Source organism: Saccharopolyspora sp. 6M (assembly GCF_020176775.1).
Classification (GTDB): Bacteria; Actinomycetota; Actinomycetes; order Mycobacteriales; family Pseudonocardiaceae; genus Saccharopolyspora_C; species Saccharopolyspora_C gregorii.
Window position 1 is genome coordinate 1 of sequence record NZ_JAIUJZ010000146.1, and the last position, 11,409, is coordinate 11,409.

Annotated in this window: 12 protein-coding genes; 8 read left to right on the top strand and 4 right to left on the bottom strand. The window is 71.7% G+C overall.

All coding sequences use genetic code 11. From position 1 onward, the window contains the following. The first annotated feature begins 156 nt into the window (after positions 1-156). The 7 genes from rpsB to LCD31_RS19350 all read left to right on the top strand — a co-directional run bounded on the left by rpsB (position 157) and on the right by LCD31_RS19350 (position 6,379). Positions 157-984, top strand: coding sequence for a 30S ribosomal protein S2 (rpsB, locus tag LCD31_RS19320; RefSeq protein WP_224960004.1), 828 nt, complete (start codon positions 157-159; stop codon positions 982-984). A gap of 207 nt (positions 985-1,191) precedes the next feature. Continuing rightward, on the top strand, positions 1,192-2,007 hold the full coding sequence (tsf, locus tag LCD31_RS19325; protein WP_224960005.1) for a translation elongation factor Ts: 816 nt from the start codon (positions 1,192-1,194) through the stop codon (positions 2,005-2,007). Between the two features lie 304 nt (positions 2,008-2,311). Further along, positions 2,312-3,061 carry a UMP kinase gene (gene pyrH, locus LCD31_RS19330; RefSeq protein ID WP_224960006.1) on the top strand — a complete coding sequence of 250 codons (750 nt, stop codon included), beginning with the start codon at positions 2,312-2,314 and terminating at the stop codon, positions 3,059-3,061. Positions 3,062-3,157: 96 nt separating this feature from the next. After that, positions 3,158-3,715 (top strand): ribosome recycling factor, encoded by a 558-nt coding sequence (gene frr, locus LCD31_RS19335; RefSeq protein ID WP_224960007.1) that lies wholly within the window; start codon positions 3,158-3,160, stop codon positions 3,713-3,715. A 182-nt stretch (positions 3,716-3,897) separates the two neighbouring features. Then, on the top strand, positions 3,898-4,743 hold the full coding sequence (locus tag LCD31_RS19340; protein WP_224960008.1) for a phosphatidate cytidylyltransferase: 846 nt from the start codon (positions 3,898-3,900) through the stop codon (positions 4,741-4,743). Positions 4,744-4,756: 13 nt separating this feature from the next. Next, on the top strand, positions 4,757-5,485 hold the full coding sequence (locus tag LCD31_RS19345) for a class I SAM-dependent methyltransferase (RefSeq protein ID WP_224960009.1): 729 nt from the start codon (positions 4,757-4,759) through the stop codon (positions 5,483-5,485). A 447-nt stretch (positions 5,486-5,932) separates the two neighbouring features. Then, a complete protein-coding gene (locus tag LCD31_RS19350; protein ID WP_224960010.1) occupies positions 5,933-6,379 on the top strand; it encodes a hypothetical protein in 447 nt (148 codons plus the stop codon). Positions 6,380-6,386: 7 nt separating this feature from the next. Here the strand turns inward: LCD31_RS19350 and LCD31_RS19355 are convergent, their stop codons facing one another. From LCD31_RS19355 to LCD31_RS19370, 4 genes are read right to left on the bottom strand one after another with little or no spacing between them, the layout of a single operon-like run. Next, positions 6,387-7,058, bottom strand: coding sequence for a metal-dependent transcriptional regulator (locus LCD31_RS19355; protein WP_374201670.1), 672 nt, complete (start codon positions 7,056-7,058; stop codon positions 6,387-6,389). Between the two features lie 52 nt (positions 7,059-7,110). Continuing rightward, positions 7,111-7,989 (bottom strand): metal ABC transporter permease, encoded by an 879-nt coding sequence (locus tag LCD31_RS19360; protein ID WP_224960013.1) that lies wholly within the window; start codon positions 7,987-7,989, stop codon positions 7,111-7,113. Continuing rightward, positions 7,986-8,708: a metal ABC transporter ATP-binding protein gene (locus tag LCD31_RS19365; RefSeq protein ID WP_224960015.1), complete on the bottom strand. Its 723-nt coding sequence runs from the start codon at positions 8,706-8,708 to the stop codon at positions 7,986-7,988. Before LCD31_RS19365 ends, LCD31_RS19360 begins: the two co-directional genes overlap by 4 nt. Beyond that, positions 8,705-9,640, bottom strand: a complete 936-nt coding sequence (locus LCD31_RS19370) for a metal ABC transporter substrate-binding protein (protein WP_224960017.1) — start codon at positions 9,638-9,640, stop codon at positions 8,705-8,707. The genes LCD31_RS19365 and LCD31_RS19370 overlap by 4 nt, the downstream gene beginning before the upstream one ends. A 132-nt stretch (positions 9,641-9,772) precedes the next feature. Between LCD31_RS19370 and rlmN the strand changes: the two genes are divergently transcribed. Next, positions 9,773-10,882: a 23S rRNA (adenine(2503)-C(2))-methyltransferase RlmN gene (gene rlmN / locus LCD31_RS19375; protein ID WP_224960019.1), complete on the top strand. Its 1,110-nt coding sequence runs from the start codon at positions 9,773-9,775 to the stop codon at positions 10,880-10,882. Positions 10,883-11,409 lie beyond the last annotated feature (527 nt).

Consider the following 11,409-nt stretch of genomic DNA (forward strand, 5'->3'; position numbering starts at 1 on the left):
GGCGCCGGACCGCATCACCGCGAAGGACTGAGCCGGGGTCCCGGCGGCGCACCCCCCCCCCCCCGGGGGGGCGGTTGCCCCCCCCCCCCCCCCCCCCCCCCCCCCCCCCCCCCCCCGCGGGGCGCCCCCCCCGACACAAGAGGTGCGAACAAGGCCATGGCCGTCGTCACCATGAAGCAGCTGCTCGACAGCGGCGTGCACTTCGGGCACCAGACCCGGCGCTGGAACCCGAAGATGAAGCGCTACATCTTCACCGAGCGCAACGGCATCTACATCATCGACCTGCAGCAGACGCTGTCGTACATCGATGCGGCGTACGACTTCGTCAAGCAGACGGTCGCCCACGGCGGGACGATCCTGTTCGTCGGCACCAAGAAGCAGGCGCAGGAAGCGATCGCGGAGCAGTCGCTGCGCGTCGGCATGCCCTACGTGAACCAGCGCTGGCTGGGCGGCATGCTCACGAACTTCCAGACGGTGCACCGCCGTCTCCAGCGGCTCAAGGAGCTGGAGGCGATGGAGCAGACCGGCGGCTTCGAGGGGCGCACCAAGAAGGAAATCTTGATGCTGACCCGCGAGAAGGACAAGCTGGAAAAGACCCTCGGCGGCATCCGCGACATGTCCAAGATCCCCAGCGCCGTCTGGATCGTGGACACGAAGAAGGAGCACATCGCCGTCGGCGAGGCTCGCAAGCTGAACATCCCGGTCGTCGCGATCCTGGACACCAACTGCGACCCGGACGAGGTCGACTACCCGATCCCGGGCAACGACGACGCGATCCGCTCCGCCGCGCTGCTGACCCGCGTGGTGGCCGACGGTGTCGCCGCCGGTCTGATGGCCCGCAGCGGCCGCGGCAACGGCGTTGCCGAGGGCGAGGAGAAGCCCCAGCCGGCCGGCGAGGAGCCGCTGCCGGAGTGGGAGCAGCAGCTGCTGACCACCGGTTCCGGTGAGGGTGCGGCGAAGGCCGACGAGCCCGCCCAGTCCTGATTCCGACCGTGCCGGTCACCCCAGCGGTGACCGGCACGATCATCGGGTCCCCCGGCCGCACCGCGGCTCGGGGCCCAGCGGCGGTGGGCGTCGAGCACGACCCGCCGCCCATTCGCGTCGCGAGCGGCCGCGGACGCACGTGCTGCCTCCGCTGCCGCCGCTGATCTTCCGCTGTGCACACATTCCGAAAAAGGACGGACCCGCACGATGGCGAACTACACTGCGGCCGACGTCAAGCGTCTCCGTGACCTGACCGGCGCCGGCATGATGGACTGCAAGAAGGCCCTCACCGAGACCGACGGGGACTTCGACAAGGCCGTGGAGGTCCTGCGCATCAAGGGTGCCAAGGACATCGGCAAGCGCGCCGAGCGCTCCGCCGCCGAGGGCCTGGTCGTCGCCGCCGGCGGTGCGATGATCGAGCTGAACAGCGAGACGGACTTCGTCGCCAAGAACGACGAGTTCATCGCGCTGGCGGACAAGGTCGTCGAGGCCGCGAAGGCCGCGAACTCCTCCGACCTGGAGACGGTCAAGGCCGCCCCGCTGGGCGACAAGACCATCGGTGAGGCCGTGCAGGACCTCGCCGTCAAGATCGGTGAGAAGCTGGAGCTGCGCCGCGTCGTCGTCTTCGACGGCCAGGTGACCACCTACCTGCACCGCCGCGCCGCGGACCTCCCGCCGGCCGTGGGCGTGCTGGTCGAGTACACCGGCTCCGACGAGGACGCCGCGCGCAACGCCGCGATGCAGGTGGCGGCCCTGAAGGCCACCTATCTCAGCCGCGACGACGTCCCCGAGGACGTGGTGGCCAACGAGCGCCGCATCGCCGAGGAGACCGCGCGCGCCGAGAACAAGCCGGAGCAGGCCCTCCCGAAGATCATCGAGGGTCGTCTGAACGGCTTCTTCAAGGAGAACGTGCTGCTCGACCAGCCGTCGGTGCAGGACAACAAGAAGACCGTCAAGGCCCTGCTGGACGAGGCAGGCGTGACCGTGACCCGCTTCGCGCGGTTCGAGGTCGGCCAGGCCTGATCCCGCCCGGGGGGGGGGGGGGGGGGGGGGGGGGGCGCCGCCGCCGCCCCGCCCGGCGCCCCCGGGGGGGGGGGGGGGGGGGGGGGGGGGGGGGGGGGGCCCGCCGCCCCCCCCCCCGCCCGGGGGGGGCCCCCCCCCCCCCCCCCCCCCGGTTCCGCGCCGCCGCCCCCGGACGATCCCGGGGGCGGGGTTCGCGACCCGCACGCCCCGCCTCCGCCCAGTGGGAGGGCGGGGCGTTCGCGCAGCGCAGCACAGGTGGTGCTGCACGATCACCGTGGAACAACGGCCCTCCAGGAGGAACCCAGTGACCGACGACGGCACGTCGGAAGACGGCTACGGGCGTGTGCTGCTCAAGCTGGGCGGTGAGATGTTCGGCGGTGGCGCCGTCGGCGTCGATCCGGACGTGGTGGGAACGGTGGCCAGGCAGATCGCCGAGGTCGTCGCGAGCGGGGTCGAGGTCGCCGTGGTCATCGGCGGCGGGAACTTCTTCCGCGGTGCGGAGCTGCAGCAGCGCGGCATGGAACGCGCCCGCGGCGACTACATGAGCATGCTGGGCACGGTGATGAACTGCCTGGCGCTGCAGGACTTCCTGGAGCGCGAGCACGACATCGACACCCGGGTGATGACGGCGATCGAGATGGGCCAGGTCGCCGAGCCGTACATCCCGCGCCGCGCGAGCAGGCACATGGAGAAGGGCCGCGTGGTCATCTTCGGTGCCGGTACCGGGATGCCGTACTTCTCCACCGACACCGCCGCCGCCCAGCGCGCGCTGGAGATCGGCTGCGAGGTCGTGCTGATGGCGAAGGCCGTCGACGGCGTCTACACCGCGGACCCGAAGACGGACCCGACGGCGGTGCGCTTCGACGCGGTCAGCCACCGCGAGGTGCTGGAGCGGGGCTTGAAGGTCGCCGACGCGACCGCGTTCAGCCTCTGCATGGACAACGCCATGCCGATCCTGGTGTTCAACCTCCTGCAGGAGGGCAACATCGCCCGCGCGGTTCGCGGTGAGAAGATCGGAACCCTGGTCAGCACCCCTGCCGCAGCGTCTGCGTGACGCTGCTGAGATCCTGATCGGGTCCGCTGACGACGCTTCACCGCGTCGCGCGGCGCGCACTGCACGTACATCGGCCGCCACACCTAAGGAGCAACCGTGATCGACGAGGCCCTCCTCGACGGCGAGGAGAAGATGGAGAAGGCGGTGCACGTGGCCAAGGACGATCTGGCCACGGTTCGCACCGGCCGTGCCAACCCGGCGATGTTCTCCGGCATCGTCGTCGACTACTACGGTTCGCCGACGCCGCTGAACCAGCTGGCCAGCGTCAGCGTGCCCGAAGCCCGGCTGGTCGTCATCAAGCCCTACGACTCCAGCCAGCTCGCGGCGATGGAGAAGGCCATCCGGGACTCGGACCTGGGCGTGAACCCGTCGAACGACGGTCAGCTGATCCGGATCGCGATCCCGCAGATGACCGAGGAGCGCCGCAAGGAGATGGTCAAGCTCGCCAAGCACAAGGGCGAGGAAGGCAAGATCACCATCCGCGGCATCCGGCGCAAGGTCAAGGAAGGCATCGACCGCGCGGTCAAGGACGGCGACGCGGGCGAGGACGAGGGCACGCGCGGTGAGAAGGAACTGGACAACCTCACCCACCGCTTCACGGCCCAGATCGATGAGCTCGTCAAGCACAAGGAAGCAGAGCTCCTCGAAGTTTGAGAGGCTGTCTTGCAACTGTGGTTCGCGGCTGCCGGGCCGCTTTCGCCGGCGGCGCCCGCGTGGGCGTCTGGTCGTTTCCGCTCGTGTCCGCCCGGGGTCAGGCCGCAGGCCGCCCGGGTGCCGGGTGTGCTGGACCCGGGCGACCTTCGGTGACGACCAGCCAGCGCGAAGGTGAGTCCGGGATGTCCGCTTCCGCACCGGACGAGCCGTCGCGTCCCTCCCGGGCGGGTCGTGATCTGCGGGCGGCGATCGCGGTGGGCGTCGTGCTGGGCGCCGCGGTGATCCTGTCGTTGCTGATGCTGCGGCACCTGTTCATCGGCATCGTCGCGGTGGCGGCCGCGGTGTCCACGGTGGAGCTGGCCGGGGCGCTGCGCCGCGGCGCGGACATCCGGGTGAGCATGCTGCCCGTGCTGGTGGGCGGGCAGCTGATGATCTGGTTGTCCTGGCCGTTCGGGCTGCGCGGCCTGCTGGTGGCGTTCACGATCACGACGTTGGGCTGCCTGGCGTGGCGGTTCCGGTTCGGCGTGGACGGTTATCTGCGCGATGTGACGGCGTCGGTGTTCACCGCCGCGTACGTCCCGATGTTCGCGTCGTTCGCGGCGATGCTGGCGGTGCCGTCGGACGGCGCGTTCCGCGCGCTGTGCTTCATGATCGGTGTGGTGGCCTCGGACACCGGTGGTTACGCGTTCGGCGTCCTGCTGGGCAAGCACCCGATGGCGCCGTCGATCAGCCCGAAGAAGTCCTGGGAGGGCTTCGCGGGTTCGATGCTGACGGGCGCCGTGGCGGGCGTGCTGTCGGTGGTGCTGCTGCTGGGCGGCGAGTGGTGGCAGGGCGCGCTGTTCGGCGCCGCGCTGGTGTGCAGCGCGACGCTGGGCGACCTGATGGAGTCGGTCATCAAGCGGGACCTGGGGATCAAGGACATGGGCAACATGCTGCCCGGTCACGGTGGCCTGATGGACCGGATGGATTCGCTGCTGCCGTCCGCGGTGGTGGCGTGGATGATGTTGTTCTGGCTGCTCCCGCAATGATCGGGTCGGTGCGGTGATCGGGTCGGGCGATCCGGCCCGGATCACGCCGAGTCCGAACATCTGGCACTGGCCGGACGTCTACGAGCGGGAGAACCGCGCGCAGGACGTGTCCGGCGCGCTGTGGGCGGCGTTGCGCGCGAGCTGCGACTGGTCCGGCGGCGACGTGGTGGACGTGGGCTGCGGCGACGGGTTCCACCTGGGGGTCTTCGCGGAGTCGGCGCGTTCGGTGGTGGGGGTGGAACCGCACCCGCCGCTGGTGGAGCGAGCGCGGTCGCGGGTGGCCGGGATGCCGGGGGTGGCGGTGCTGCAGGCTCCTGCGCAGCGGTTGCCGCTGGCCGGTGCCTGCGCGGACCTGGTGCACGCCCGGACCGCGTACTTCTTCGGACCGGGCTGCGAACCGGGGCTGGTGGAGGCCGAGCGGGTGCTGCGGCCGGGTGGCACGCTCGCGATCGTCGACCTGGACGGGTCGTGCTCGCCGTACGGCGACTGGATGCGCGCGGATTCACCGCGGTTCGACCCGGTCGCGGTGGAGCGGTTCTTCCAGCTGCACGGTTTCCGCAGCGAGTCGGTGCGCGCGGTGTGGCGGTTCGCGGACCGGGCCGAGCTGGCGGCGGTGCTGGGGATCGAGTTCTCGCCGAAGGTGGCGCGCCGGGCGTTGCGGCAGATCTCCGGCTGCGAGTTCGAAGTGGGTTATCGGGTGCGCATTCGCGCTCGTCCGGTGGGGCTGGTCCGGGGTTTTTGAACCGGTGCGCCGGCATTGCCGATTCGCGGTGCTCGAAGATTTCTTCCGAATACCGACCGGCACTCGCAGTGTCGGCAAAACACCTGGTCGGAGCGCGTGCCGGGTGATCAACGCGCGGGTGCCGACACGTAAAGTAGCGACATTTCCCGAACGGCTGGCAAGACCAACCGACCGGACGATCAAGACTTGTCGTGCACTCGGTCGCAGTCACGCCGAGGTGTCCGGACCGCGGTTCGGGCGCCCCCGAATGACGCCTTGTTCGCAGCGCTCCGTCGTGATCGACTTGTCTTGGTGACGGAGTGTGGTGCCCGCCGGGCTGATCCGGCGACGACCCCACCGCGGGCCGCGGTGCGGCGGCCGGGCCTCGATCGCGGTCTCGGGGCGAACTCCGAAGTGGCCGGGAACCGGCCGGATCCCGCCGCGAACACGTGCAACAGGAGCGACCAGATGGCCTTTCACGCGGGCGGACCGGTCACCGCGGGATTGAGCCAGGTCGCGCGGATGGACCGGCGCGAACGAGCCGGGCTCGTCCGGGAGCTGTCCCGGCAGCACCCGACCTTCCGGACGTTGTGGCGGCGGCTGATGCTGGCCAGGGCCGTCGCGTTCACCTCGGTGCTGGCCCTGGCGGTCGCGGTGGTGCTGCTGGTGCAGGACGAGGTGCCGGCGCGGTGGGTGTCGGTGCTGGTGCTCGGCGGGTTGGGCGGCTTCGCGCACGTCGCGATCGTGCTCACCGACCACCGGTTCGACCTGCTGCTCGCGGTGCTCGGCGCGCACCGCACCGACCAGTTGCACGACCGCCTCCTCGCCGACGAGCTCTACGGTTCGGGGACGTCCGAGGACGAGCGGGCGGAAGGGGAGGAGCCGCGGGCCGACCACGACCGCCGCGCCTCCTGACCGGGGGTCAGCTGCGGATGGACAGCGTGCTCGCGATCTCGGTGCCGAGGAAGTGCGTCTCGGCCTCCGCCGGCTCCCCCACTCGCACCACGAGCGGGCCGCCGAACGGTTTGCGCTCCACGACCTCGATGCGCGCGCCGAGGATCATCCCGTGGTCGGTGAGGTAGCGCAGCAGCTCCGAATCCGTGTCCCAGACCCGCGCGATGGTGCCGACGGTGCCCGGTTCGACGTGGTCCAGCAGCCGGGTGGTGGGCTTCTCCACGACGCCGTCCGCGGTGGGGATGGGGTCGCCGTGCGGGTCGTGGGTGGGGTGGCCGAGCTTCGCGGCGATGTGCTCGATGAGCTCGTCGGAGACGGCGTGCTCCAGCGCGTCGGCCTCCGGGTGCACCTCGTCCCAGGTGTAGTCGAGCACCTCCACCAGGAACAGCTCCAGCAGCCGGTGCCTGCGCAGCACGTCGTAGGCGAGCCTGCGGCCTTCCGCGGTGAGTTCGACGCTGCGGTAGCGGATGTGCGTGACCAGCCCCAGCTGGGCCAGTTTGGTGATCATCCCGGAGACGGAGGAGGGGCTGAGCCCCAGCCGCTGCGTCAGCGTCGCGTTGGTCACGGCCACCCCGCGCTCGGTGAGCCCGTAGATCGCCCGGACGTAGTCCTCCACGGACGCCGAAGGGCGTTCGGCCATGCTCGTCATGGCCCCCACGATAGGAGACCGGGTGGTGCCACGAGTGGGTGGACTATCCGGCGGTGGCGGCCTCCGCGCGCCGCGCGCGCCGCCGCAGCAGCTCCCGGAACAGCCCCTGCCCGGGTGCGAACAGGTAGGTGAGCAGGAACAGCGCGGCCTGGCAGCACACGATCATCCCGCCGGTCGAGGTGTCCAGGTGGAAGCTCAGGTAGGTGCCCGCGATCCCGCTGCCGACCGACAGCGCCGCGGCCACCGCCAGCATCCGGGGGAAGCGCCTGGTCAGCAGGAACGCGGTCGCCCCTGGCGTGATCAGCATCGCGGTCACCAGGATGACGCCGACGGCCTGCAGCGCGACGACCACGGTCAGCGCCAGCATCGTCAGCAGCAGCGCGCCGATCCGCCGCGGCTGCAGCCCGATGGCGTGCGCGTGGGTGGGGTCGAACGCGTACAGCGTGAGGTCGCGCCGCTTCAGCACCGCCACCGCCAGCGTGATCGCGCTGATCACCAGCACCTGCGCGATGTCGCCGTCGGTGACGCCGAGGACGTTGCCGAACAGGATGTGGTTGAGGTCGACCTGGCTGGGGATCCGCGAGATCAGCACCACGCCCAGCGCGAAGAGCCCGGTGAACACCACGCCGATCGCGGTGTCGCCCTTGAGCTTCGTGGTGCCGCGCACCGCACCGATCATGGCCACGGACAGGCCGCCGAACAGGAACGCGCCGACGGAGAACGGCAGCGCGAACACGTAGGCCAGCACCACACCGGGCAGCACGGCGTGCGAGACGGCGTCGCCGAGCAGCGACCAGCCGATCAGCGTCACCCAGCAGGACAGCACGGCGCACACCAGTGCCGCCACCACGCTGACCAGCAGCGCGCGCCGCATGAAGCCGAACTGCAGCGGTTCCAGCAGCCAGATCGCGAGGTCGTTCATCGGACTCCTCCCGGCACGCCGAAGGTGCGGGCCAGCACTTCGGGGGCGAGCACGTCGTCGACGGGGCCGTGGGCGAGGACCCGCTGGTGCAGCAGCACGGCCTCGTCGCACAGCGCGGGGGCGCCGGCCAGGTCGTGCGTGGAGATCATGATGGTGCGGCCTTCGTCGCGCAGTCCCCGCAGCAGGTCGGCGATCATCGCCTCGGAACCCTTGTCCACCCCGGCGAACGGTTCGTCGAGCAGCAGCAGCTCGGCGCCCTGGGCGATCCCGCGGGCGACGAAGGCGCGCTTGCGCTGGCCGCCGGAGAGCGCGCCGATGGGATTGCGCGCGAGGTCGGTGAGCCCGACGCGGTCCAGCGCCTCGGCGACCGCGGCCCGGTCGGCGGGCCGGGCGCGGCGGGTGATCCCCATCCGCCCGTAGCGGCCCATCAGCACCACGTCGGCGACGGTGACGGGGAACGTGGCGTCGATCGCCTCGGACTGCGGTACGTAGGCGACGAGTCCGTCGCGGCGGGCGCGCTTCGGGTCGCGGCCGAGCAGCCGGATCTCGCCGCGGTCGGGGCGCACCAGCCCCATCAGCGCTTTGAACAGGGTGGACTTGCCGGATCCGTTGACCCCGAGCAGCCCGCAGACCTGCCCGGAGGCGATGTCCACGCTCACGTCGTCGAGGGCGAGCGCTTCGCGGTAGGAGACGGTCACGTGCCGGGCCTGCACGCTCATCGGGCACCTCCGGAGAGTCCGGCGACGATGGTCTCGGCGTCGTGGCGCAGCAGGTCGAGGTAGGTGGGCACGGGCCCGCCGGGTTCGGACAGCGAGTCGACGTAGAGGGTGCCGCCGAGCCGCGCCCCCGTCTCCTCGGCCACCTGGCGCTGCGCCTTGTCGTTCACGGTCGATTCGCAGAACACGGCGGGCACCTGCCGCTGCTGCACGAAGCGGGTGGTGTTCTTGATCTGCTGCGGGGTGCCTTCGGAGTCGCTGTTGACCGGCCACAGGTACGCCTCCTGCAGGCCCGCGTCCCTGGTCAGGTAGGAGAAGGCGCCTTCGCAGGTGACCAGCGCGCGCTGCCGCGCGGGGATCCGGTCGAGCTCGGTGCGCAGGTAGCGCTCGATCTCGTCGAGCCGTCGGGTGTAGTCGTCGGCGTTGGCGCGGAACTCGGCGGCGTGCGCGGGGTCGATCCGGCTGAGCGCGTCGCGGATGTTCGCGACGTAGGTCTTGGCGTTGCGCGGGGACATCCAGGCGTGCGGGTTGGCGGCGCCGCGGGTGCCGCCCGCGGCGACCGGGATCGGGTCGACGCCTTCGCTCAGGGTCACGTGCGGGGCTTCGCTGCGTTCGACGAACTGGGCGAACCAGCTCTCCAGGCCGAGGCCGTTGTCCAGCACCAGGTCGGACTTCGCGGCGGTGAGCAGGTCGCTGGGCGTGGGCTCGTAGCCGTGCACCTCGGCGCCGGGCTTGGTGATCGAGTCGACGGTGATCCGGTCGCCCGCGACGGCCCTGGTCATGTCGGCGAGGACGGTGAAGGTGGTGACCACCGAGGGCTTGCCGTCCTCGGCCCGTCCGAGCCCGGCGTCGCACCCGGCGACGAGCGGCAGCGCGGCGGCCAGCGCGGCGATCCCGGCCGCGGCACGCCTGCCGCTCCGGAAAGTTCGCCGCACTGGGGAGTGAAGTTTCGGCACGCCGAAACCTTAGCGGACGCGCTCCGGGCGGACCAGGGCCGCCGGTCCCGGCGTGCCGACCCGGACGTGCCGACGGGGCTCGCCTCGGGCCGTGGGACACTGGTGGGCGCTATGTCGACTTCACTTCCGCTGGTCTTCGACGCGCCCAAGCGCGGCCTGCCCCCTCGTCACCTCGCCGACCTGTCGGTCGAGGAGCGCCGCGCCGCGGTGGGCGAGCTCGGGGAGAAGCCGTTCCGCGCGAAGCAGCTCGCGCACCACTACTTCGGCCGGCTCAACGCCGACGTGGAGTCGATGACCGACATCCCCGCGGCGAGCCGGGCCAAGCTCGGCGCGGACCTGCTGCCCACCCTGCTCACGCAGGTGCGGACGCTGGACACCGACGAGGGCACCACCCGCAAGACGCTGTGGCGGGCGCACGACGGCACGCTCATCGAGAGCGTCCTGATGCGCTACACCGACCGCGCCACCGTCTGCATCTCCAGCCAGGCGGGTTGCGGCATGGCCTGCCCGTTCTGCGCGACCGGGCAGGGCGGGCTGCAGCGGAACCTGTCCACCGCGGAGATCGTGGACCAGGTGCGCACCGCGGCCGCGATGCTGCGCGACGGCGAAGTGCCCGGCGGCCCGGGCCGGCTGTCCAACGTGGTGTTCATGGGCATGGGCGAGCCGCTGGCGAACTACAAGCGGGTGATCTCCGCGGTGCGCCGCATCTGCGACCCCGCGCCGGAGGGCCTGGGCCTGTCGCAGCGTTCGGTGACGGTCTCCACCGTGGGCCTGGTGCCCGCGATCAAGCGGATGACCGAGGGGCAGCTGCACGTGACGCTGGCGGTGTCGCTGCACACCCCGGACGACGAGCTGCGGGACACGCTGGTGCCGGTGAACAACCGCTGGAAGGTCGCCGAGGTGCTGGAGGCGGCGCGCGGCTACGCCGACCACACCGGTCGCCGGGTGTCGATCGAGTACGCGCTGATCCGGGACATCAACGACCAGCCGTGGCGCGCGGACCTGCTGGGCAAGCTGCTGCACAAGCACCTCGGCCAGTTCGCGCACGTGAACCTGATCCCGCTGAATCCGACGCCGGGCAGCAAGTGGGACGCCTCGCCGAAGCCGGTGCAGCGCGAGTTCGTGCAGCGCGTCCGGGACGCGGGCGTGCCGTGCACCGTCCGCGACACCCGCGGCCAGGAGATCGCGGCGGCCTGCGGGCAGCTCGCCGCCGAGGCCTGACCTCGGCGATTCCCGGCGGCCTCGCGCGCGGTGAGCCGTGCTCGGCCGACCGCCGCGATGCCCGCCGCGCGCGAGCCCGGATCACCTCCGCCGGAGACCGTCGCCGCCCCGCTTCATCAAGTCGGATGATCCGGATCGGTGGAGCCGCGGAGCACCGCGCCACCGGTGTGGTTGCCGCCGCACGTACCCGCCCGGTGTCGAACGCCCGTCGTTGACCTGCGCGGACGGTGCCGGGCGAGCCGCTGCGACACCCGCACCTCCGCAGCCGGGAGGACATCGGCGCACCCCGCGCAAGGGGTGTCCATCGACCGTGTGGGGCCTCTGGAAAAACGCGCCGCGCGGAGATCATGCTGGTCGTGGTCCCGGCGATGCCGGATCGCTCGGCCCGATGTCGAGACCCCCCGACCGGCATCGGGCCGTCGCCCGGGGGGGGCCCGGCGGCGGCGCCCCCGCCCCCCCCCGGGGCCGCCCCCCCCCCGCCGCGCGGCGGGAAGGCCCGGCCGGACCCCCGGCGGGGGCATCAGGCC